The following is a 20,794-nucleotide window of genomic DNA, read 5'->3' as shown; positions in this document are numbered from 1 at the left end:
ACAATCGCGTCGGTACACGTCGCGGGTCGGCCGGAGCGGCCTCGATGGCGCCCTCGCGCGGTACGCGTTGCGGGTCGGCCGGAGCGGCCCCGGTGGCGCCCTCGCGCGGTACACGTCGCTGGTCGGCCGAGCAATGCCCCGACGACCGTCCCGGCGACCGCCCTGACGCTGCCCGACGGGGGCTCCAGCCGGCTACGCCACCGCGTGGAACAGCGCCGCCGCCTCGCCCCGCGAGGCCACGCCCAGCTTCGTCAGGATCTTGGCGACGTGGAACTTCACCGTCGACTCGCTGATGTGCAGTTCCTGCGCGATCACGCGGTTGCGGTGGCCCATCGCCAGGTGCGTGAGGACCTCCAGCTCCCGGCCGCCCAGCGCCCCGAGCGGGTCGGGCGCGGTCTTCGCCGTCGGGGCGTCGGCCGCCGACAGCGGGACGATCGCGGTGACCGTCGTCCCCCAGCCCGGTACGGCGTCGATGTCGAGGCGGCCGCCGAGGACCTCCAGCCGGTCGCCGATCCGGGCCCGCCCCAGGGTGCAGTGGTCGAGGGCGCCCGGCCCGTCGTCCCGTACGGACGCGCGGAGTTCGTGCTCGTCGACCTGCCAGCCGACGTGGACCCGGCTCACCGGCTCCTGATCCAGCACGGCGAGCAGCACCTCACGGACGATCAGCCGCGCCGTGTGCGCCACGTCGGCGGCCACATGGCGGGTGGAGTCCGGGGCGCCGAGTTCAAGGCGTACGTGGCTGTACCGCAGCAGAGGCCGCAGGGTGTCCGCGAGCCGGGCGAAGGCCTCGTCGACCCGCTCCTCGGCGACGGCCTTGTCCCGGTCCGCCTCGGCGCGCAGCTCGACCAGCGCGGAGACGGCGAGTTCGGTGGCGGTGGCGCGGGCGGCCGCGTCGTCCAGGCTGCGGCTGCGCAGCACCCCGAGGAGCCCGGTCAGAGTCGCCGCGTGGGTGGCGGTGAGTTCGGCGATGACCCGGGAGCGGGTGTCGGCGGCGGCCCGGGACCGGGCAAGCGCGCCGGGCGCGGCCTCCGCGGACAGCCGGTCGAAATGGCTGGTCACCAGTGACCAGAGCTGCTGGGCGACCGCGAGTTCGGGTTCCCCGGCGGGCGCGACGCCGTCGGCCCGTACGAGGACGAGCAGCGCGCCCCGGGGGGTCGCGTCCGTCATGAACGTGATGACGGAACGCTCGGCTCCCGCGATCTGCGCCCTGCCCTGCCAGGGCTGCCCGGCGGCAGTGGCGGTGAAGAGCGGGTCCAGCTCGGCCGTGCTGATCCGGTCGGTCAACTCCGCTTCCCCGTATGCCTTGAAAGGCGAGAACGCGCAGTGAGTGGAGAGTTCGGCGGCGGCCTCGTGCGGGATCAGCTCGGCGAGGGTCAAGGAAAGCCGGGGCAGGATCTGCCCCAGCGGCTGCCGGATGATGTCGTATCCCGCGGTGAGCGCCGCGAGCGTGTCGGGGCCGGTGGTGAGCGGAGCGGAACCGGGGCCGGGGCCCGCGACGGGCTCCTCCACCAGGGCCACCGCGGGCACGGTCCTCGGGGCGGGCAGGGGGGTCACCGTTCCGGTGACCGTTCCGATCAGCTCCATGAGAGCAGCCTAGTCAGCACCACCCCACCCTCGCCTGGCCTTTCGGCCAGCGGGGACTGTCCGAAAGGCTGGCCGGAACGGCTGTCCCTGCGCCCCAGGCTTAGGTCATCAACCGGTTCACCGGCCGGTTCATCAACCGGTCCGGAACACACCGGCACCAAACCGGCACCACACCGGACGACCGACCAAGCGGGGAGAACAGTCATGGAAGCGATCGTGTACAAGGAGTTCGGCGGCCCGGACGTGCTGCGCCACGAGGAGGCCGAGAAGCCCGAGCCCGGCCTCGGCCAGGTCCGCGTCAAGGTGGCTGTGGCGGGGGTGAACCCCCTCGACTACAAGCGGCGTAACGGCTGGGTCGAGGAGTTCTACCCGACCACCTTCCCGATGATCCCGGGCCTGGAGTTCGCCGGGACGGTCGACGCCATCGGCGAGGGCGTCACCCATGTCGCCGTGGGCGACGAGGTCATGGGCTGGACGGAGACCGGCGCCTACGCCGAGTACGCCATCGCCGGGGACATCGTCGTCAAGCCGGCCAAGCTCTCCTGGGAGCTCGCGGCGGCCCTGCCCGTGGCCGGCGAGACCGCGCGGCGCGTCTTCGACCTGCTGCGCGTCAAGGCCGGCGAGACGCTGCTGCTCCACGGCGCCGCGGGCGTGGTCGGCACGGTCGCCGTGCAGCTGGCCGTCGCGGCCGGCCTCACGGTCATCGGTACGGCGTCCCCGGCCAACCACGACCACCTGCGCGCTCTTGGGGCCGTCCCCGTCGCGTACGGAGAGGGTCTGGCCGAGCGGGTGAAGGAGGCGGCTCCCCAGGGCATCGACGCCGTCTTCGACGCGGCGGGCGCCGGCGTCCTGCCGCTCTCGATCGAGCTCGTGGGCGGCTCCGCCGAGCGGGTCGTCACCATCGCAGACCCGGACGCCGCCGCGCACGGCGTCGTCTTCACCGGTGGAGGTACGCCCTCGGAGGTCGTCCGCGCCGGACTCACCGAGCACGCCCGGCTCGCCGCGGAGGGCCGGCTCGACGTACGTATCGCGGAGGTCTTCCCGCTCGCGGACGCGGCGAAGGCGCATGAGCTGAGCGAGTCGGGGCACGCGCGCGGGAAGCTGCTCATCAAGATCTGACCGGATCCGGGGGAGGGGGAGAGGGGTACGGCGAGGTCACTCCAGCCGCCGTACCACCCTGGCCGGATTACCCACCGCCAGGACTCCCTCCGGCAGATCCTTCGTGACCACGGCCCCTGCCCCGACGACCGTGTTCGCGCCGATCGTCACCCCAGGGCAGACGATCACCCCGCCCCCCAGCCAGACGTTGTCGCCGATCGTGATCGGCTCGGCCTTCTCCCAGCCCTCTCGGCGACGCTCATGGTCCAGTTCATGCGAAGGGGTGAGGAGTTGGACGTTTGGGCCGATCTGCGCGTAGGAGCCGATGGTGATGGGGGCGGCGTCCAGGAAGACCGCGTTGAAGTTCACGAAGGTGCCGTCCCCGATGGAGATGTGCCGGCCGTAGTCGCACTGGAACGGGGGCCGGATCCTGACCCCGTCACCCACCGCTCTCAGCAACTCCTGCAGGAGGTCGGCCCGTTCGGTGGGTGCGGCGCCACCGTTCGCGTTGTACGCGGCGCAGAGCGCGAAGCGTCGTTCGGTGTCCGCGCGGAGCTCCGGGTCGTCGGGCAGGTACCACTCGCCGGCCAGCATGCGCCGCTTGTTCTCGCCCATGTCGCGTGGGTCCTCTCCGTTTGCGGGGCCAACGCGCGCGTGCCGCGGATCGTGCCCCGCTCTGTGCTGTGCGGCCGGGCGACCACAGCTCACCGCCGGGTCAGCCGCCAGGCGGGCAGCACACCGGCCACCACCGCGACCAGCGCACACGCCCCGCTGGCCGAGCCCGCCACCGCCCAGGGCACCGTCACTTCCACCGGCGCCGAGAGGGAGGCAAGGGCTGCCCCCAGTGCCGACAGGTTGACGGCGGCGACCGTCGCGCCGAGGACCGCTCCGACGGTCACCGCGAGGAGCGATTCACCGGCGACGACCCGCAGGATCTGGCTCCGAACCGCGCCGGTCAAACGCAAGGTATCGAGCTCTCCGCGCCGTACCGATGTGGCCATCAGGAGCGTGTTCGCCAGGCCGATGGCCGTGTAGACGAGGGCGATGCCGAGGACGAGGAGCAGGCCGAGGCGGGTCTTGGGGCTCGTACGGGGATGGGTGGCGTCCGCCCAGGCGTCCGCGGTCCGGACCGTACCGCCGCTCGCGCGCAGCGCCTGTCCCGCGGCTGCCACGGCTTCGTGGCCGCCGCCGGTCGCCCGTACGTCGATCCGGTCCACGGGCACGCCCTTCGCGTGCACGGCGGTCAGATAGGCGCCGTTGTTGCCCGTGCCGGTCGCGAGCACGGCGGCGATGCGCAGGGTCACCGGGCGGCCGTCGCCGAGCCGTACGGTCACCCGCTCGCCGACGGTGTGCCGCTCCCATTCCTCGTTGACGACGATCGAACCGTCGTCCAGGTCGCGGATGTCGCCCGCCACCACGGGCAGCCGCGCGATCTCGGCGAAGGCGGCGGGATCGGTGACCGCGCGGGCGTCAGTACGGATCAGGGCGCGGCCGTCCTCCCGTACGTACACGGCGGTCGACTTGGTGGCGGACACGACGGCGCCGGGGATGGCCCTCGGCGTCAACCGCTCCCCGGTGGCGACGTAGTGGGCGGAGGTCTGCTCGCGCGCCTCGGCCGCCTTCGACTCGGTGACGGTGGCCGCCGAGCCCAGCAGGCTCCCCGCGAGGGCGACGGTGACCAGGACGGGCGCGGCGACGGCGGCCGTACGGCGCAGGGAGGCGGCCGTGTTCTCGCGTACCAGCGTCCCGGTGGCCCCCGGCGGCCGCAGTGCGCGCGCCACCGGCCGTACGAGCAGCGGCGAGAGCAGGGCCGCCGCGGTGATCAGCAGCATCGGCTGGGTGGTGTACGTCTTGCGCTTCAGCAGCTCCGACGGGTCGGTGGCCAGCGTCCACACCAGCAGTCCGCCTCCGGTGAGCAGCAGGGCGGCGCCGGCGAGACGCCGGCCGAGTGGTAGCACGCCCTGGTCCACGTCGGCGTCGCGCAGCGCCTCCACGGGGCCGATGCGGCCGGCCCGACGGGAGGCCGCGAAGGCGCCTCCGAGCGCGACCAGCAGTCCGGTCCAGAAGGCCAGGTGGAACGGCCACAGCAGGCCCTCCTTGATGGCGAACCACTCCGGCGCCACACCACCGTCCACCAGCAGCCGGGCCAGCCACGGCGCGCCCACGGCGCCGAGCGCGCAGCCCGCCGCCGAGGCGAGGACTCCGACACCGGCCGCGTCCGCGAGCAGCAGGCGGCGCACCTGCCCCGGAGTGGCGCCCGCCGTGCGCAGCAGCCCGATCTCGCGGCGGCGCAGGGCGACGGCGAAGGCGAACGTGGACGCCACGACGAAGACGGACACGAAGGTGGTGACGCCGCCCGCGGTGCCGAGCAGGGCGTTGAGGGTCACGAGCGCCTCGGCGTCCCGCCGCGGCTCGGGGTCCGCCAGGCGCCGGTCGTCGCCGGTCAGGACCTGGGCCCGGTCGCCCACCACCGCGCGGACGCGGTCGGCGGGAGCGTCGACCCCGACGGCGTCGGGCTGTCCGTCGGCGCTGACCTCGCCGAGCTTGCGCAGCTCGGTGACGAGGGCGGCGTCCACAGGGTGTGGATGAGCGAGCTTCTGCGGCCGGGAACCGTCGACGGTGAGCGTGTCGGTGCCACGCACGACCACAGGGGAGGCGGCGAAGCGCTGCGGCGCGCGCTCGGGGGCGTCGAAGGTGGAGCCGAGCCCGAGCCCCATGGTGGTCAGCAGCCCGACGGCGAGAGCGAGCGCGACGAAGCTGCCGAGGAAGGTGGCCCAGCGCGTACGCAGGGCGCTCAGCGCGACGGTCAGCATGCCACGGCCTCCTCGCCCAGACCCGACGCACGCACCGGCCCCGACCCCGTCCGCGAGTCAGTCCCCGTCCCCGTCCCCGTGCGAGTCCCCGTCCCCGTCTCCAGGCGAGCCATGCGCGCGGCGACCTGTTCCGCCGTGGGGGCGGCGAGCTCGCCGCTCAGGCGGCCGTCGACGAGGAAGACCACCCGGTCCGCGTACGACGCGGCCACCGGGTCGTGCGTCACCATGATGATCGTCTGGCCCTCCCGGTCCACCAGCTCCCGCAGCATCACCAGCACGTCCCGGCTGGTGGCCGAGTCCAGCGCACCGGTCGGCTCGTCGCCGAACAGCACGGCCGGCCGGGTGATCAACGCCCGCGCGATGGCCACCCGCTGCTGCTGCCCGCCGGACATCTCCCCAGGCCGGTGCCCGGCCCGCTCGCCCAGCCCGACCCGTTCCAGCGCGGCCCGTACCTCGCCCCTGGACGGGCGGCGTCCGGCCAGCCGCAACGGCAGAGCCACGTTCTGCGCGGCGGTCAGCGGCGGCAGCAGGTTGAAGGCCTGGAAGACGAAGCCGATCCGGTCGCGCCGCAGCAGGGTCAGCTCGCGCTCGCGAAGGCCGGTCAGCTCCACGCCGCCGATCTCCACGCTTCCTGACGTGGGCCGGTCGAGCCCGGCCGCGCACTGCAGCAGCGTCGACTTTCCGGATCCGGAGGGTCCCATGACGGCGGTGAACGAGCCGGTACGGAAGTCGAGATCGACCCCGTCCAGGGCGCGGACGTCGCGGTGCAGGCGGCGGAGGGAGGTGAGCCGTACGGCTGTTGAGGTCATGACTCGAGCCAACCGTTTCCGGCGGGCGCGCTCACGACCACTGGAGGGCGTTCCGATGGTGGGGCCAGCCATACCCCTGGACGATCGAGTGCCTGGACACCCTGCTGACCGCCCTGTACGTGAAGATCGACGATGAGTTGGGGGCGGACCGGTGGATGGGCAGGCCGCCCCGGTTGTCGGACTCCACTCCCGGTTCTTTTGGGGCCTGCGCCTGTATCTGGTCTGCACTCCGACCGCTATGCCGATCCTGTGGGCGCTGGCGAATCCGAAGATGGACGAGCGCGAGGTGTTGCAGGCCATGCTCGACATCGACGCTGACCTGGTCGCCGATCGCCAGGGATTGCTGCTGATCTCCGACAAGGGCTTCGCCTCCAAAGTGTTCGAAAACGACCTGGCGATGCGCGGCATCGAGCTGTTGCGGCCCTCGTTCAAGCGCGAGAAGCGCCGCAAGGGCAAGGGCCTGCGACTTGATCGTCTAGGGGCTGCGCCGAGGCCCCGCCTACGGGTCCGTCGTCCGGTTCCCTTCCGTAACTAGGATGTCGTTCCGGGTACGGATCACCGCAGAACCGCAGAACCGCAGAACCGCAGAACCGTAGAAGAGGAGACACGTCGATGCCGGCAGGCGACACCGTCGAGAGGGCGCTGGCCGCCGCGCTCTACGCGGACGACGACACCGCCCTCGACACCGGCGCCTCGCTGCTCGCGGCCGATCCCGGCGCCGATGCGGAACTGGCCAGGCGGGGCGAGGAGTTCGTCCGGCGGGCCTGGGAGCGGGGCTGGCAGCCCGCCGACGTTCTGCGGCTCGTACGCCGCGACCTGGGCGAGCACCACGTGCTGCTGGCCGCCGAGGTGATCACCTGCGAGGTGAAGCGGTACGGGCAGCTGCCGCCCCGTTGGGCCGCCCAGCTCGCCGAACTCCCGGATCGGCAGTGGAGCTCCGACCGCTTCTCGTACGCCACCGCGGTCCTGGAGCTGTACCGGCTCCTCGCCCGCCTCCCGGCCGTCGAACCCGTCGGCCCGGTCCCCGGCTCGCCGCTCCACGCGCCCCCGGCCGCCGGTGAGCCGCGCATGCTGAGCCGGATCCGTGCCCTGCTCGCCAAGGCCGAGGCGACCGGCTTCCCCGAGGAGGCCGAGGCGCTGACCGCGAAGGCGCAGGAGCTGATGGCGCGGCACAGTCTGGACGAGGCGGCGCTCGCCCACCGGACGCACGCGCGCGATGTGCCCGGCGCCTGCCGGATCGGCGTCGACGCGCCGTACGAGACGGCCAAGGCGATCCTGCTCGACGCCGTCGCCGCGGCCAACCGCTGCCGGGCGGTGTGGAACAGCGCGCTCGGCTTCTCCACGGTCGTCGGCTTCGAGGCCGACCTGGAGGCCGTCGAGCTGCTCCACACCTCGCTCCTGGTGCAGGGCACGGCCGCGATGACCAAGGCCGAGGCGGGACAGCGGGCCGGCGGGCGCAAGCGCACCAAGACGTTCCGGCAGTCGTTCCTGATGGCGTACGCGACGCGGATCGGCGACCGGCTGGCCTCGGCGGCCGAGGGAGTGGTCGCCGAGAGCGTGAGCGCCTCCGACGGCCTGCTGCCCGTCCTGCTGGCGCGGGACGTCGCGGTCGCGGACCGGGCGCAGGAGATGTTCCCGGAAACGGTCTCCACGCGTGTGAGGGGCGTGACGGACCTCGCGGGCTGGCAGGACGGCACAGCCGCCGCCGACCGGGCCCACATGGGACAGGGCCGCCGCCCCTTGCGCCCGTAGCGGAGCTCCGGGCGGCGGTGGATCGGTGAGCCGTACGGGCGGCGCCCGCCGAGCACACCGCATGAGAGGCGCCTGGGCGGGTTCGGGGAGCCGCCGCTCCCGGAACCCGCCCCACTCCTGCCGGAATGCGGCCACCCGGCACGCAACAGGCGCCGGGCGCCGGTTCCGGGAGCCGCCGCTCCCGGCCAGGCCCGGCCCCGCCCTCCCGTACCGGACGGCGCCGACCCGCGCGGGCCGACGGCCCCCGCCCGCCGACCCCGCAACAGGCGCTGGGCGCAGCCCGGGAGCCGCCGCTCCCGGACCCGCCCCCGACCCCGTCCCCCTACGGGGGACCACCGCTCCTACCAGGACGCCTTACGGATCCCCGGCAGGAACCCCGCGTGCGCCTGCTCGCGCATCCGCACGCGCGAGAGGCCGAACTTGCGCAGGTGGCCCCGCGGCCGGCCGTCCACCCCGTCGCGGTTGCGGACGCGGGTCGCGCTCGCGTCGCGCGGCTGGCGGCGCAGTTCGGCGTCCGCCGCGCGGCGTTCCTCCTCCGTGGAGGACGGCCGGCGGAGGATCTCCTTCAGCTCCGCCCGCCGCTCGGCGTACCGGGCCACGACCTCGCGGCGCCGCTCATTTCGGACGATCTTGCTCTTCTTCGCCATCAGACCTTCACCCCCCGCGCGCGGATCCGGGCCACGGCCGCCTCGATCCCGATGGTGTCGACGGTCTTGATCGCCTTCGTGCTGAGCGTGAGCCGGACGTACCGGCCCTCGCTCGGCAGCCAGTAGCGCTTGCGCTGGATGTTGGGGTCGAACCGGCGCGAGGTGCGCCGGTGTGAATGGGAGATGCGGTTGCCGAAGCCGGGCTGGGCGCCGGTCAGCTGGCAGTGGGCGGACAAGGGGTGACCTACCTCTCTGATCGGTTTCTTGGTAATGGAAACCGTTTCCATTTACTCTACCCTCATGGCCCGCAACGAACTCCGCCCGATCATCAAGCTCCGGTCCACCGCCGGCACCGGCTTCACCTACGTGACCCGCAAGAACCGCCGTAACAACCCCGACCGACTGACCCTGCGCAAGTACGACCCGGTCGCAGGCCGCCACGTCGACTTCCGAGAGGAGCGCTGACCGTCATGCAGCCCGGAATCCACCCTCCGTACGCGCCCGTCGTCTTCCGCGACAAGGCCGGAGGCTTCGCCTTCCTCACCCGCTCCACGGCGACCAGCGACAAGACGGTCGAGTGGGAGGACGGCAACACCTACCCCGTCATCGACGTCGAGATCTCCTCGGCGAGCCACCCCTTCTACACGGGCCACGCGCGCGTGCTCGACACCGCCGGCCGCGTCGAGCGCTTCGAGCGGCGTTACGGAAGCCGGGGGCAGGGCAGGTCATGAACATCGCGCTCGTCGGCGGGCTCCACGCGGACGCCCGCCGGGCCGCCGTCGACCGGCTGCTGACCGCCGTCCCCGGCAGTGTCGCCCTCCACCACGACCTCGCGACCGCCGTGCAAGGCACGGTCGTACGGACGATCCGCGACGCCACCGGCACCCTCTCGACGGAGGACACAGCCCTCGTCAACGACTGCGCCTGCTGCGCCCTGCGCGAGGACCTCGTGCCGGAGCTGAGCCGCCTCGACGACGCCGGGCTGACCCGGCTCGCCGTCGTCGAACTGTGGGACTCCGTCGAGCCGAAGGCGATGGCCGAGGTCGTCGCGGCCGCCGGACTGCGCGTCACCGGCGTCGTCACCGCGGTCGACCCGGCCCTGCTCCTGCCGTACCTCGGCAACGGCGACGACCTCATGGAGGGCGGCCTCGCCGCCGCCCCCACCGACCAGCGCACCGTCGCCGACACCTGGGCGCGCCAACTGGAGTACGCGCCCGTGCTCGCCGTCCTCGACAACGACGAGGCCGACGACGAGGACCGCGCGCTGCTCACCCAGCTCCACCCCACCGCCCGGCACGTCCGGATCGAGGACGGGCAGGAGCTCGCGGCCGCCGCGCAGGCCGGCTTCGACGTCGAGGCCGCGGCCGCCGCGCAGCACCCGGCCTGCGCGCTGCTGCCGCAGGAGGCCGACGCGAACGGCGTCGCCACCTACGTCTGGCACCGCCGCCGCCCCTTCCACCCCGAGCGGCTGTACGCGGCGCTGGAGGACCTGACCTGCGCCGCCGCCCGCAGCCGTGGGCGGTTCTGGCTCGCCGACCGGCCCGACACCCTGCTGGCCTGGGACGCGGCCGGCGGTGCGCTCTGTGTGGAGAGCGCCGGGCCCTGGCTGGCCTCGCTCCCCGACGCGGCCTGGGACATGGTGCCGCCCGTACGCCGGGCAGCGGCCGCCATGGACTGGCACCCCGACCACGGCGACTGCTGCCAGCACCTGGTCTTCACCTCGCCCGGTCTTGACCGCGAGGGCCTGGCCGAACTGCTCGACTCCTGCCTGCTCACCGACGCGGAGTACGCCGCGGGACGCGACGCCTGGAAGCTGCTGCCGCCCGCCTTCGACTCCCTCCTGGAGGTCTGACCCCATGCCCAAGCCCGCCCGTAACAAGCCCCTCAAGCCCCGGCCGAACCCGCTCGACCGCGACGGCATCACCTACATCGACTACAAGGACACGGACCTGCTGCGGAAGTTCATCTCCGACCGCGGCAAGATCCGCAGCCGGCGGGTGACCCGGGTGAGCGCCCAGCAGCAGCGACAGCTCTCCCGCGCGATCAAGAACGCCCGCGAGATGGCGCTGCTGCCGTACGTGTCGACATCCCGTTAGCCCGGGAGGGATCCGGAAGGGCGTGCTCTGCGTCTCTTCCCGTGGGAACGGCCCGCCCCCGAGGTCCGTTTCCTGATAGCTGTAGTCAACAGGCCACCCCGCGTGCACGTGCATCTGCACATGCATCGGCATATGAACACAGCTATGATCCGGGAAAGTTGACACCTGCATCATGCATCTCTCGGGGAGCTTCCAGTGCACCACGCATACAACGGCATGGCGGCCACGGAACTTCACGGGGTCGTCTGGCAGAAGAGCAGGCACAGTAACTCACAGGGCTCGTGCGTGGAGTTCGCCAAACTGCCGGGCGGAGGGGTGGCCGTGCGCAACTCACGCCACCCCGACGGCCCCGCCCTGGTCTACACGCCCGCGGAGATCGAGGCGATGCTGCTGGGCGTGAAGGACGGGGAGTTCGACCACCTCGTCGAGGGCTGACCGCCCCTCGACGACGGTCGGCACGGATCCGACACCGATCCGACACCACCGGGCCCCGGCACAGCCGGGGCCCGTACTCGTTTATCGGTCACCGGTCACCGGTCACCGGTAGCCGAGTGCGAGCACGCCCAGGCGGCCCACGGCCCGTACCCGCCCCATCGGCCGCGGTGGCCGACGGCTACGCCTCCGCGCCCAGCCGGAACAGCGCCCAGACCACCTTGCCGTGCAGCGTGCCGGCCAGCGGGTGCCAGCCCCAGCTGTCGCTGAAGGAGTCCACGAGGAACAGCCCGCGCCCCGACTCGGCCGCGAAGTCCTCGTCGGACTCACGCGTCCGGGGACCCGAGTGGCTGGGGTCGCGTACCGCGCACACCAGCCGGGTGGTCCAGCGCATCAGATGCAGCCGCACGGGCGGATCCTGCGGGGCCTCGGGGTCGGTGGAATCGGCGGGTACGGCGTGCCGCAGCGCGTTCGTCACCAACTCCGAGACGACCAGGGCCACATCGTCGAAGCGGTCGTCGAGATCCCACTGGCTGAGCGTCGATCTGGTGAACGTCCGGGCGCCGCGTACGGCTTCGAAACGGGCCGGCAGCGCGCACGAGGCGGAGCTGGAGACGGAGGCGGGATCGATCGGCGGAAGGCCCTGCCGTAACGGCTCGAGCATGGTCGATCCATTCGTCCCCATGCGAGGCACTCCCGGGAATCGCGGCTGTGACGCTACAACACGAACGAGTACGCAGGTGCGCGAGGACCATGGTTCCGAATGCGCCGAGCGGATGCAAGGGCAGATGCACGTGCACGCGCCGGACCTGTCCACCCCCGTGCCGTTTCTTGCTCATATCTTCCACCCACCAGTTTCACCTGGTTGGCGAGCGCTTCGCCTTTCCGTAATCGTATGAGTACGGGGTGAAGCGTTTTGGTGGCAGAATCCGGGACTCGGAGTTCGGGGGTGCTCCGTCCACACTGATGTGTAGACAGGCGGCAGACGTGCAGACGGGAACACACCGACGCGAAGGGGAGGCTGAAGTCGTGACCGCAGGTGAATCGAGCGGATCCGTGGTGCGACGGATCCTGCTGGGGTCACAGCTGAGGCGGCTGAGGGAATCGCGCGGGATCACGCGCGAGGCGGCCGGCTACTCGATCCGCGCATCCGAATCCAAGATCAGCCGTATGGAGTTGGGAAGGGTGAGCTTCAAGGCACGGGACGTCGAGGACCTTCTCACGCTCTACGGCGTCGGTGACGAGGCGGAGCGCGCCTCGCTGCTCGGTCTCGCCCGCGAGGCCAATGTGGCCGGCTGGTGGCACAGCTTCGGTGATGTGCTGCCCGGGTGGTTCCAGACGTACATCGGCCTCGAAGGGGCCGCTTCGCTCATCCGGATCTACGAAGTCCAGTTCGTCCACGGCCTGTTGCAGACCGAGGCCTACGCCCATGCCGTTGTCACCCGCGGCATGCCCGACGCCCCGCACGCGGAGATCGAGCGCCGCGTCGCCCTGCGTCTGGAGCGCCAGAAGGTGCTGGTCGCCGAGAACGCGCCGCGCTTCCACGCCGTCCTCGACGAGGCCGCGCTGCGCCGCCCGTACGGCGACCGGGCGGTGATGCAGGGACAGTTGAGGCATCTCATCGAGATCTCGGAGCACCCCAACGTCACGCTCCAGATCATGCCCTTCAGCTTCGGCGGTCATGCCGGCGAGAGCGGCGCCTTCACCATGCTGCGCTTCCCGGAGTCCGACCTCTCCGATGTCGTTTACCTGGAACAGCTGACGAGCGCGCTGTACCTGGACAAGCGTGAGGAGGTCGCCCAGTACGAACGGGTGATGGAGCGTCTACAGGAAGACAGCCCCGATCCCGCCGAAAGTCGTGACCTTCTCCGGGGCCTCCTTCAACTCTCGTAACTCATAAGTACGATGACGTGACATCAGCTGTCAGCAGCGTGCGCAGCCGGACCGGGCTGCCCGCGCACTCCGCGATGAGGGGTCCTGTCTCATGTCCTACTTCACCGACCTGGCCCATCAGTACATCGACGGGGAATGGAAGCCGGGCAGCGGTTCCTGGGACATCATTGACTTCAACCCCTACAGCGGCGAGAAGCTCGCCTCGATCACCGTCGCCACGGCCGACGAGGTCGACCAGGCCTACCGCGCCGCCGAGCGCGCCCAGGCCGCCTGGGCCGAGACCAATCCGTACACCAGGCGGCTCGTCTTCGAGCGCGCCCTGCGGATCGTCGAGGAGCGCGAGCAGGAGATCAGCGACACGATCGTCGCCGAGCTCGGCGGCACCCGTCTGAAGGCCGCCTTCGAGCTGCACCTCGCCAAGGAGTTCCTGCGCGAGGCGATCCAGCTGGCGCTCCGCCCCGAGGGCCGAATACTCCCCTCCCCGGTGGACGGCAAGGAGAACCGCGTCTACCGCCTGCCGGTCGGTGTCGTAGGTGTCATCAGCCCCTTCAACTTCCCCTTCCTGCTGTCGATCAAGTCGGTCGCGCCCGCGCTCGCCCTCGGCAACGCCGTGGTGCTCAAGCCGCACCAGAACACCCCGATCTGCGGCGGCACCCTCGTCGCGAAGGTGCTGGAGGACGCGGGCCTGCCCGCGGGCCTGCTCAACGTCGTCGTCACCGACATCGCCGAGATCGGCGACGCGCTGATCGACCACCCGGTCCCGAGCGTCATCTCCTTCACCGGCTCCGACCGGGTCGGCAGGCACGTGGCCACGGTCTGTGCGGCCAACTTCAAGCACGCCGTCCTCGAACTGGGCGGCAACAGCGCGCTGATCGTCCTCGACGACGCCGACATCGACTACGCCGTCGACGCGGCGGTCTTCAGCCGGTTCGTGCACCAGGGGCAGGTCTGCATGGCCGCGAACCGCGTGCTGGTGGACCGGAAGGTGGAGAAGGAGTTCACCGAGAAGTTCGTGGCCAAGGTCAAGACGCTCAACGTCGGCGACCCGGCCGAGCCCACCACCCACATCGGCCCCCTCATCAACTCCCAGCAGGCCGAGTCGGTCGCCGCGCTCGTCGACCAGACCGTCCGCGACGGCGCCACGGCGCTCCTCCAGGGCGATGTACGGGGCAACCTGCTCTCCCCCTCCATCCTGACCGGGATCGCACCCGACGCGCCCGTCATGACGCAGGAGATCTTCGGCCCGGTCGCGCTCGTCGTGCCGTTCGACGGCGAGGACGAGGCGGTCCGGATCGCGAACGACAGCCCGTACGGGCTGAGCGGCGCGGTGCACACGGGCGACATAGAGCGCGGTGTACGGGTTGCCAAGCGCATCCGCACCGGCATGATCCACATCAACGACGGCACGGTGAACGACGAGCCGATCGTGCCCTTCGGGGGCGAGAAGCACTCGGGCATCGGCCGGCTGAACGGCGAGTCGATGATCGAGGCGTTCACCACCCAGAAGTGGATCTCGGTGCAGCACGGCCGCACCCGTTTCCCGTTCTGATGCCCCGTTCCACCTCCACGCGCGCGTGGAGGTGGACGGTGGGTTTCCGCCGCCCACGCACGCGTGGATACCGGTCACTTTTCCTTTGCGGACAGGAACTGACCGCAAGGGTCCGTAGCTTGGTGGTTGTCCGGGAGGCGCACGGCCTCCCGGAACGGACCGGAAGGCGGACACCATGGTCACTCACGTTCCCGCGGAGGCTCACGGCGACGAGCGCGGTGCGCTGATCAGCTTCGTGGAGGCGCAGCGCGGCGCGGTCCGCCGGTCGGTGCTCGGTCTCACGGAGGAGCAGGCGGCGAGCCGGCCCAGCGCGAGCGAGCTTTCGCTCTCCGGGCTGGTCAAGCATGTCGCCGAGGTGGAGCTGAACTGGCTGCGGATGGCTCAGCGCCGGCCGAACGAGAAGGCGCGTACCGAGGAGACCTGGGGCGACAGCTTCCGCCTGGTCGACGGTGAGACCGTGCCGGAGACGCTGGCCTTCTGGGACGACGTCGCGAAGCAGACAGAGGCGTTCATCCGCTCGGTCCCGAGCCTGGACGACACCTTCCCGCTGCCGCCGGCGCCGTGGTTCCCCAAGGACGGCGCGGTGTCGATGCGCTGGCTGATGATGCACCTGGTGGAGGAGATCGCACGCCACGCCGGGCACGCGGACATCATCCGGGAGTCACTGGACGGCAAGGGCGCCTTCGACCTGGTCGCCCTGGAGCGGGAGCAGGGCTTGTAGTGCCTTGACGGGGCCGCCACAGGCGTCTCGGCGTGGCGCCCGGAGGAGCCCGTACCCTAGTCAAAGTTGATTAGGGAGTGTGGCGATGTCGGCGATCCGGCTTCTGGTTCTCGGTGCCGTGCGGCAGCACGGGCGGGCTCACGGCTATCAGATCCGCAACGACCTGGAGTACTGGGGCGCGCACGAGTGGTCGAACGCCAAGCCCGGTTCGATCTATCACGCGCTGAAGCAGATGGCCAAGCAGGGGCTTCTGCACGCCTACGAGATCGCGCCGAGCACCGCCGGCGGGCCGCCGCGGACCGAGTACGAGGTCACGGAGAAGGGCACGGCCGAGTACTTCTCACTCCTGCGCGAGTCGCTGAAGTCGTTCGACACGAAGCTGGACGTGCTGTCCGCGGGACTCGGCCTCATCGTCGACCTGCCGCGCGACGAGGCCGTCGCCCTCCTGGAGCAGCGGATCGAGGGGCTTCGGAAGTGGCGGGACAGCGTCACGGAGTACTACACGCCGGAGGGTGGCCCGGGGCAGCTGGGCCACATCGGCGAAATCATGCACCTGTGGGTGCATTCGGCGGACACCGGCGCGCAGTGGACGCGCGAGCTGATCGAGCGGATCGAGGGCGGCGCGTACGTCTTCGCGGGGGAGGGCGGCGAGCGCTTCGTGGGGATCCTCGCCGACGATCAGGAGAACCCGTACGGGACCGGTGAACCGCATCCGGGAGATCAAGACTAATCAAGTTTGACCAGTCGGCGATTCGGGGTTATCTTCGGTCGAGTGGTCAAGTTTGACTACTGGGCTGAAGGAGCGGAATGACTGACGCGATCGTCGTCGAGGGCGCGCGGAAGAGGTACGGGGAGAAGCGGGCGCTGGACGGACTGGACCTGCGGGTCGCGCAGGGCACGGTGCACGGGGTGCTCGGCCCGAACGGAGCGGGCAAGACCACCACCGTCCGGATGCTGGCCACGCTGCTGCGGGCGGACGAGGGCAAGATCGAGGTCGCCGGACACGACGTACGGACCCGGGCCCGTGAGGTACGGCGCCGGGTCGGGCTGCTCGGACAGCACGCGGCGGTCGACGAGGAGCTCGGCGGCCGCCAGAACCTGGAGATGTTCGGGCGGCTGTACCACCTGGGCGCGAAGCGGGCCGGCGCGCGGGCGGACGAACTCCTGGAGCGGTTCGGGCTCGCGGACACCGGGCGCAAGCCGGTCAAGCAGTACAGCGGCGGCATGCGGCGCCGCCTCGATCTGGCAGCCTCACTGATCACCGAGCCCGCGGTGCTGTTCCTGGACGAGCCCACCACCGGGCTCGACCCGAGGGGACGCGCCGAGGTGTGGGCCTCGGTGCGCTCACTGGTCGGCGGGGGTACGACCGTGCTGCTGACGACCCAGTACCTGGAGGAGGCCGACCAGCTCGCCGACCGCATCTCGGTGGTGGACCGGGGGCGGGTCATCGCCGAGGGCACCGCCGACGGGCTGAAGAGTCAGGTCGGCGGCGACCGGATCGACGTCGTGGTGCGCCACGCGGAGCAGCTGCGGCGCGCGGCCGCCCTGCTGCCCGGCGAGACGGCCGTCGACGAGGACCGACGCCTGGTCAGCGCGCCGGTGACGGACCGGATGGCGGCCCTGGCGGGCGCTGTACGGGCCTTGGAGGATGCAGGGATCGAAGCGGAGGACATCGCACTGCGCAGGCCGACCTTGGACGAGGTGTTCCTGACACTCACGGGCGGACGCGAGACGGCGGAGGTGACGGCATGAGTACGTACGTCCTGAGCGACAGCTGGACGATGACCCGGCGTGAACTCGCCCACTGGGCGCGGCAGCCGGTACAGGTCGTGGTCGGGCTGGTCTTCCCGGTGATGATGCTGCTGATGTTCGGCTACCTCATCGGTGGCGGACGCGAGGTCAAGGGCGAGTACGTCGACTTCCTGGTGCCCGGCATGCTGGCGCTGACCATGGCGTTCGGCCTGGAAGGGACGATGACCGCGGTCACCCAGGACCTCAACAAGGGGGTCGTCGACCGCTTCCGTTCCATGCCGATGGCCAACAGCGCGGTGCTGGTGGGGCGTTCGGTGGCCGACATGCTGCAGTCCGCGCTCGGCCTGGCCGTGGTGATCGCCGTCGGTTACGCGATCGGCTGGCGGGCCCACGGGGGCCTCGGAGCCGCCCTGGGGGCCGTGGGGCTGCTGCTTCTGCTGCGGTTCGCGATGCTGTGGATCGGGATCTTCCTCGGCATGGTGGCGGGGCGGCCCGAGATGGTGCAGGCGGTGCAGATCCTTGTCTGGCCGGTGGGCTTCCTCTCCAACGCGTTCGCGTCCCCGGAATCCATGCCCGAGTGGCTGGGGACAGTGGTGGAGTGGAATCCGATGTCGGCGACGGCGACGGCGGTACGCGACCTGTTCGGCAACCCGGGCGGGGAGCCGGGGCACATGGCGGCGGCGATCATCTGGCCGGTGGCGCTGGTCGCGGTCTTCTTCCCGCTGGCGGTACGGAAGTTCCAGGCGCTGAGCCGCTGAGCCGGGCGGCCGGCTGCTCTTTCCCTCCCACCACGCAGACCGGCTGATCTCTCCCTGACTGTCCCTGCATTCCGGGGCTCGAGAAGTCGTAGGGCGAATCGTGGAACCCGAAGCCGGTGAGCGGTGTACCAGAAGCAGACGGTTCACCGCGGACCGGCTTCGGGACAGCCTCGGACAGGGGGAGCGCGATGCGTGGACACATCGGAGCAGTCGGCGCCGTCGTGGCGCTGGTGTTGGTGGGTACGGCCGGGACGGCGGGATGTACGGCGGAGCCCGCGGGGCGCTCCGCGGCGCCCGCGCGGAGTGAGGGGGCAGCGGGCCCGGCGGCGGGGGCACCGGCGCCGCCGCGCATGCCGTCGGCGCCGGACCTGCCCGGCTGGGCCCACAGCCCCGGATTCGCCGCCGACGGCAGCGGGTTCACCCTCCTGGCCCGCTGCGTCGAGGACGAAGCGCAGCCGGAGAACAGCTTCTGCCGGCAGCATGTCGCCGTCCTGGACAAAGGCGCGGCCCGCTGGGAGCTGCGCAGATCTCCGCTGCCCGAAGTGCGGGGCACCCACGGCGTCTCGGCGCAGATCACCGTCCTGGGGCCCGGCCGCGCGCTCATCCAGGAGGGGAGCGAGGAGCATCCGCTGCGGACCTGGTTCACCCGGGACGGCGGTCGCTCCTGGACGAAGGGGGAAGGGCGGCCGGCCGGCACGGTCGCGGCCATCCCGACGGGCGGTGCCCTGACCCTCGCCTGCGCCCAGCCACCGGGCGCGAGCGTGGACGACTGCGCCCGTCGGCAGCTGCTGGTGATCTCACCCGAGGACGGGAAGTTCAGGGCCCTGGCGCGGGGGCCGCAGCTCGGGTCGCACATGCGGCCCGCCGACGTGGCGGAGCCCGACGGCTCCTGGTGGGCCTCCGGGGTCGATCCGGTGTCCAAGCGTCCGGCGGTGGCGGTGTCACGGGACGCGGGGCGCAGCTGGGCCACGAGCGTCCTCCCGTCGCCGCCCACGACCAACCCCTGGGGCGTCTCGGTCGCGGTCGGCCCGGACGCGGTCTACGCCGCCGAGATGGGCGAGCTGACGGGCGGCGAGCCGGTCAAGAACCCGATGCGGGCGCTGCACCGCTCGCTGGACGGAGGCCGCACTTGGAAGCGGATGTGGACCACCACCTCGACCGACGAGCCGCGTACGCTGCTCGGCCTGCCGGTGCCCGGACCCGGTGGCAGGGTCACCATCCACGGCGAGGCGGGCGCGTACACCAGCATGGACGGCGGCTCCACATTCCGGCCCGCGGGCGCGCGTCTCGGCCATGTGAACCGTACGCCTATGGGACTGCTGCGCCAGCCGGGCTCGGGCTGTGAGTACGGCATATCCGCCGACGGTGTCCGCTGGACGCAGGTGCGGCTGGCCTGCAGCGCGGAGTCCTGAGCTGCCTGCTCTGGCCCACGGGCCCGCCCCGCCCGGCTTCCGCCGGTAGCGGTAGCGGTCAGTGGTGGAAGGCGGTCGCCGCCTCCTTGTCTTGGGTCAAGGGGCCGGGCTGGGCGCGTAGTTCGGGCATCAGCCGGCCCAGGTCCTCCACGAGCAGGTCGGCCAGGTCGGTCGAGAAGCCGTTGCGGCAGACCACGCGGAGGACGGAGAGGTCCTGCCGGTTCGCGGGGAAGGTGTAGGCGGGCACCAGCCAGCCGCGCTCCCGGAGCCTGCGCGAGACGTCGAAGACGTCGAAGTTCCGCACCTCGGGCGCGGTGGTGAAGGCGAAGACGGGCAGCTCGTCGCCCCGGGTGAGGAGCCGGAAGTCGCCCAGCGCCTCGATGTGTTCGGCGAGGCCGCGGGCGACGTCCCGGGTGGTCTGCTGGACCGCCCGGTAGCCCGCACGGCCCAGCCGCAGAAAGGTGTAGTACTGCGCGACCACCTGCGCCCCGGGTCGGGAGAAGTTGAGGGCGAAGGTGGGCATGTCACCGCCCAGGTAGTTGACCCGGAAGACCAGTTCCTCGGGGAGCTCGGCGGGCGAGCGCCACAGCGCCCAGCCCACCCCGGGGTAGACCAGACCGTATTTGTGACCGGAGGTGTTGATGGAGGAGACCCGGGGCAGCCGGAAGTCCCAGACCAGGTCCTCGTCGATGAAGGGGGCGACCATCGCGCCGGAGGCGCCGTCCACATGGACGGGGACGTCGATACCGGTGCGCTCCTGGAGGGCGTCCAGGGCGGCGCAGACCTCGGCGACGGGTTCGTAGGAGCCGTCGAAGGTCGAGCCGAGCACGGCCACCACCCCGATGGTGTTCTCGTCGCAGAGTTCGGCCGCCGCCTGCGGGTCCAGATGGAAGCGGTCGCCCTCCATCGGGACCAGTCGGGCTTCGACCTCCCAGAACGTGCAGAACTTCTCCCAGCAGACCTGCACGTTGACGCCCATGACCAGATTGGGGCGGGCAGCGGCGGGGTAGCGGTCGCGGTGCCGCCGGGCCCAGCGGCGCTTGAGCGCCATGCCGGCGAGCATGCAGGCCTCGCTCGACCCGGTGGTCGAGCAGCCGACCGCGGCGGCCGGGTCAGGGGCGTTCCAGAGGTCGGCAAGCATGGCCACACAGCGCCGCTCCAACTCGGCGGTACGCGGGTACTCGTCCTTGTCGATCATGTTCTTGTCGCGGCACTCGCCCATCAGCACCCCGGCCTGCGGCTCCATCCAGGTCGTCACGAACGTGGCGAGGTTGAGCCGGGAGTTGCCGTCGAGCATCAGCTCGTCGTGGACCAGCTGGTAGGCGCTGCTCGGCGGGAGCGGTCCGGCCGGCAGACGGTGTTTGGGCGGGGCCTCGGTCATGCCGCCGACCGGATCGGCCTCGCCGAAGAACGGGTTGAGGGCGAGCCGGCGGTCGGGCTCGCCCTGGGGCTGGTGCAGCGGCACGGGGGAACTCCTT

22 protein-coding genes and 1 pseudogene are annotated in these 20,794 nt (G+C 71.6%); 15 read left to right on the top strand and 8 right to left on the bottom strand.

Annotation, left to right across the window (positions count from 1 at the left end):
* Positions 1–192: 192 nt before the first annotated feature.
* On the bottom strand, positions 193–1,584 hold the full coding sequence (locus IEZ01_RS35885) for a helix-turn-helix transcriptional regulator (RefSeq protein ID WP_189202459.1): 1,392 nt from the start codon (positions 1,582–1,584) through the stop codon (positions 193–195).
* A gap of 204 nt (positions 1,585–1,788) precedes the next feature.
* Here IEZ01_RS35885 and IEZ01_RS17195 point away from each other — a divergent pair, with 204 nt between their 5' ends.
* A complete protein-coding gene (locus IEZ01_RS17195; protein ID WP_189202457.1) occupies positions 1,789–2,703 on the top strand; it encodes an NADP-dependent oxidoreductase in 915 nt (304 codons plus the stop codon).
* A gap of 36 nt (positions 2,704–2,739) precedes the next feature.
* On the opposite strand, the gene IEZ01_RS17190 is transcribed toward IEZ01_RS17195, so the two are convergent.
* The 3 genes from IEZ01_RS17190 to IEZ01_RS17180 form a co-directional block, all read right to left on the bottom strand.
* Entirely contained in the window at positions 2,740–3,297 is a 558-nt protein-coding gene (locus IEZ01_RS17190) for a sugar O-acetyltransferase (RefSeq protein ID WP_189202455.1), read from the bottom strand.
* An 89-nt stretch (positions 3,298–3,386) separates the two neighbouring features.
* Positions 3,387–5,495 carry an FtsX-like permease family protein gene (locus tag IEZ01_RS17185; RefSeq protein WP_189202453.1) on the bottom strand — a complete coding sequence of 703 codons (2,109 nt, stop codon included), beginning with the start codon at positions 5,493–5,495 and terminating at the stop codon, positions 3,387–3,389.
* Positions 5,489–6,304, bottom strand: coding sequence for an ABC transporter ATP-binding protein (locus IEZ01_RS17180; protein ID WP_019888381.1), 816 nt, complete (start codon positions 6,302–6,304; stop codon positions 5,489–5,491). The genes IEZ01_RS17185 and IEZ01_RS17180 overlap by 7 nt, the downstream gene beginning before the upstream one ends.
* A 150-nt stretch (positions 6,305–6,454) precedes the next feature.
* Between IEZ01_RS17180 and IEZ01_RS17175 the strand changes: the two are divergent.
* Positions 6,455–6,767 (top strand): annotated as a pseudogene (locus IEZ01_RS17175) (IS982 family transposase); the annotation flags it as partial.
* Between the two features lie 149 nt (positions 6,768–6,916).
* Positions 6,917–8,056 (top strand): DUF2786 domain-containing protein, encoded by a 1,140-nt coding sequence (locus IEZ01_RS17170; protein ID WP_019888382.1) that lies wholly within the window; start codon positions 6,917–6,919, stop codon positions 8,054–8,056.
* 341 nt (positions 8,057–8,397) lie between these two features.
* Here IEZ01_RS17170 and rpsN read toward each other — a convergent pair whose 3' ends face one another.
* On the bottom strand, positions 8,398–8,703 hold the full coding sequence (rpsN, locus tag IEZ01_RS17165; RefSeq protein WP_189202449.1) for a 30S ribosomal protein S14: 306 nt from the start codon (positions 8,701–8,703) through the stop codon (positions 8,398–8,400).
* A complete protein-coding gene (rpmB, locus tag IEZ01_RS17160) occupies positions 8,703–8,939 on the bottom strand; it encodes a 50S ribosomal protein L28 (protein WP_019888384.1) in 237 nt (78 codons plus the stop codon). The genes rpsN and rpmB overlap by 1 nt, the downstream gene beginning before the upstream one ends.
* Positions 8,940–9,003: 64 nt before the next feature.
* Here rpmB and rpmG point away from each other — a divergent pair, with 64 nt between their 5' ends.
* The 5 genes from rpmG (at position 9,004) to IEZ01_RS17135 (ending at position 11,234) form a co-directional block, all read left to right on the top strand.
* A complete protein-coding gene (gene rpmG, locus IEZ01_RS17155) occupies positions 9,004–9,168 on the top strand; it encodes a 50S ribosomal protein L33 (protein ID WP_019888385.1) in 165 nt (54 codons plus the stop codon).
* Between the two features lie 5 nt (positions 9,169–9,173).
* Positions 9,174–9,434 carry a type B 50S ribosomal protein L31 gene (locus IEZ01_RS17150; RefSeq protein WP_019888386.1) on the top strand — a complete coding sequence of 87 codons (261 nt, stop codon included), beginning with the start codon at positions 9,174–9,176 and terminating at the stop codon, positions 9,432–9,434.
* On the top strand, positions 9,431–10,555 hold the full coding sequence (locus IEZ01_RS17145) for a CobW family GTP-binding protein (protein WP_189202447.1): 1,125 nt from the start codon (positions 9,431–9,433) through the stop codon (positions 10,553–10,555). Before IEZ01_RS17150 ends, IEZ01_RS17145 begins: the two co-directional genes overlap by 4 nt.
* A 4-nt stretch (positions 10,556–10,559) precedes the next feature.
* Positions 10,560–10,799, top strand: a complete 240-nt coding sequence (gene rpsR / locus IEZ01_RS17140; RefSeq protein ID WP_019888389.1) for a 30S ribosomal protein S18 — start codon at positions 10,560–10,562, stop codon at positions 10,797–10,799.
* A 195-nt stretch (positions 10,800–10,994) separates the two neighbouring features.
* Entirely contained in the window at positions 10,995–11,234 is a 240-nt protein-coding gene (locus tag IEZ01_RS17135) for a DUF397 domain-containing protein (RefSeq protein WP_019888390.1), read from the top strand.
* Positions 11,235–11,412: 178 nt separating this feature from the next.
* Here the strand turns inward: IEZ01_RS17135 and IEZ01_RS17130 are convergent, their stop codons facing one another.
* On the bottom strand, positions 11,413–11,916 hold the full coding sequence (locus IEZ01_RS17130; protein ID WP_040875172.1) for an ATP-binding protein: 504 nt from the start codon (positions 11,914–11,916) through the stop codon (positions 11,413–11,415).
* A gap of 344 nt (positions 11,917–12,260) precedes the next feature.
* Between IEZ01_RS17130 and IEZ01_RS17125 the strand changes: the two genes are divergently transcribed.
* The 7 genes from IEZ01_RS17125 to IEZ01_RS17095 all read left to right on the top strand — a co-directional run bounded on the left by IEZ01_RS17125 (position 12,261) and on the right by IEZ01_RS17095 (position 19,316).
* The gene (locus tag IEZ01_RS17125) at positions 12,261–13,124 is read left to right on the top strand and encodes a Sco1979 family transcriptional regulator (protein ID WP_028797808.1); all 864 of its coding nucleotides are present in this window, start codon (positions 12,261–12,263) and stop codon (positions 13,122–13,124) included.
* 91 nt (positions 13,125–13,215) lie between these two features.
* Complete coding sequence (locus IEZ01_RS17120; RefSeq protein ID WP_019888393.1) at positions 13,216–14,673, top strand: aldehyde dehydrogenase family protein; 1,458 nt, start codon at positions 13,216–13,218, stop codon at positions 14,671–14,673.
* Between the two features lie 175 nt (positions 14,674–14,848).
* Complete coding sequence (locus IEZ01_RS17115) at positions 14,849–15,394, top strand: DinB family protein (protein ID WP_189202445.1); 546 nt, start codon at positions 14,849–14,851, stop codon at positions 15,392–15,394.
* Positions 15,395–15,479: 85 nt separating this feature from the next.
* Positions 15,480–16,124, top strand: coding sequence for a PadR family transcriptional regulator (locus IEZ01_RS17110; protein ID WP_019888396.1), 645 nt, complete (start codon positions 15,480–15,482; stop codon positions 16,122–16,124).
* 77 nt (positions 16,125–16,201) lie between these two features.
* Complete coding sequence (locus tag IEZ01_RS17105; RefSeq protein ID WP_189202443.1) at positions 16,202–17,146, top strand: ATP-binding cassette domain-containing protein; 945 nt, start codon at positions 16,202–16,204, stop codon at positions 17,144–17,146.
* The gene (locus IEZ01_RS17100; RefSeq protein ID WP_189202441.1) at positions 17,143–17,904 is read left to right on the top strand and encodes an ABC transporter permease; all 762 of its coding nucleotides are present in this window, start codon (positions 17,143–17,145) and stop codon (positions 17,902–17,904) included. The genes IEZ01_RS17105 and IEZ01_RS17100 overlap by 4 nt, the downstream gene beginning before the upstream one ends.
* A 188-nt stretch (positions 17,905–18,092) precedes the next feature.
* Positions 18,093–19,316 (top strand): WD40/YVTN/BNR-like repeat-containing protein, encoded by a 1,224-nt coding sequence (locus IEZ01_RS17095; RefSeq protein ID WP_229833019.1) that lies wholly within the window; start codon positions 18,093–18,095, stop codon positions 19,314–19,316.
* A gap of 58 nt (positions 19,317–19,374) precedes the next feature.
* Here the strand turns inward: IEZ01_RS17095 and gad are convergent, their stop codons facing one another.
* Positions 19,375–20,781: a glutamate decarboxylase gene (gene gad, locus IEZ01_RS17090; RefSeq protein ID WP_019888402.1), complete on the bottom strand. Its 1,407-nt coding sequence runs from the start codon at positions 20,779–20,781 to the stop codon at positions 19,375–19,377.
* Positions 20,782–20,794: the final 13 nt, after the last annotated feature.

This window comes from Streptomyces purpureus, from assembly GCF_014648195.1.
Lineage (GTDB): Bacteria > Actinomycetota > Actinomycetes > Streptomycetales > Streptomycetaceae > Streptomyces > Streptomyces purpureus.
Note: the sequence above shows the minus strand (reverse complement) of the source record. Positions and strands in the feature narration are given on the sequence as shown.

Excerpts from the sequence above, each read along its gene's own strand:
- IEZ01_RS17195 (WP_189202457.1), top strand. The coding sequence starts at position 1,789 with ATGGAAGCGATCGTGTACAAGGAGTTCGGCGGCCCGGACGTGCTGCGC.
- rpsN (WP_189202449.1), bottom strand. The coding sequence starts at position 8,703 with ATGGCGAAGAAGAGCAAGATCGTCCGAAATGAGCGGCGCCGCGAGGTC.
- IEZ01_RS17100 (WP_189202441.1), top strand. The coding sequence starts at position 17,143 with ATGAGTACGTACGTCCTGAGCGACAGCTGGACGATGACCCGGCGTGAA.
- IEZ01_RS17180 (WP_019888381.1), bottom strand. The coding sequence starts at position 6,304 with ATGACCTCAACAGCCGTACGGCTCACCTCCCTCCGCCGCCTGCACCGC.
- IEZ01_RS17150 (WP_019888386.1), top strand. The coding sequence starts at position 9,174 with ATGCAGCCCGGAATCCACCCTCCGTACGCGCCCGTCGTCTTCCGCGAC.
- rpsR (WP_019888389.1), top strand. The coding sequence starts at position 10,560 with ATGCCCAAGCCCGCCCGTAACAAGCCCCTCAAGCCCCGGCCGAACCCG.
- IEZ01_RS17115 (WP_189202445.1), top strand. The coding sequence starts at position 14,849 with ATGGTCACTCACGTTCCCGCGGAGGCTCACGGCGACGAGCGCGGTGCG.
- rpmG (WP_019888385.1), top strand. The coding sequence starts at position 9,004 with ATGGCCCGCAACGAACTCCGCCCGATCATCAAGCTCCGGTCCACCGCC.
- IEZ01_RS35885 (WP_189202459.1), bottom strand. The coding sequence starts at position 1,584 with ATGGAGCTGATCGGAACGGTCACCGGAACGGTGACCCCCCTGCCCGCC.
- IEZ01_RS17170 (WP_019888382.1), top strand. The coding sequence starts at position 6,917 with ATGCCGGCAGGCGACACCGTCGAGAGGGCGCTGGCCGCCGCGCTCTAC.
- IEZ01_RS17145 (WP_189202447.1), top strand. The coding sequence starts at position 9,431 with ATGAACATCGCGCTCGTCGGCGGGCTCCACGCGGACGCCCGCCGGGCC.
- IEZ01_RS17190 (WP_189202455.1), bottom strand. The coding sequence starts at position 3,297 with ATGGGCGAGAACAAGCGGCGCATGCTGGCCGGCGAGTGGTACCTGCCC.
- IEZ01_RS17130 (WP_040875172.1), bottom strand. The coding sequence starts at position 11,916 with ATGGGGACGAATGGATCGACCATGCTCGAGCCGTTACGGCAGGGCCTT.
- IEZ01_RS17185 (WP_189202453.1), bottom strand. The coding sequence starts at position 5,495 with ATGCTGACCGTCGCGCTGAGCGCCCTGCGTACGCGCTGGGCCACCTTC.
- IEZ01_RS17110 (WP_019888396.1), top strand. The coding sequence starts at position 15,480 with ATGTCGGCGATCCGGCTTCTGGTTCTCGGTGCCGTGCGGCAGCACGGG.
- IEZ01_RS17105 (WP_189202443.1), top strand. The coding sequence starts at position 16,202 with ATGACTGACGCGATCGTCGTCGAGGGCGCGCGGAAGAGGTACGGGGAG.
- IEZ01_RS17120 (WP_019888393.1), top strand. The coding sequence starts at position 13,216 with ATGTCCTACTTCACCGACCTGGCCCATCAGTACATCGACGGGGAATGG.
- IEZ01_RS17095 (WP_229833019.1), top strand. The coding sequence starts at position 18,093 with ATGCGTGGACACATCGGAGCAGTCGGCGCCGTCGTGGCGCTGGTGTTG.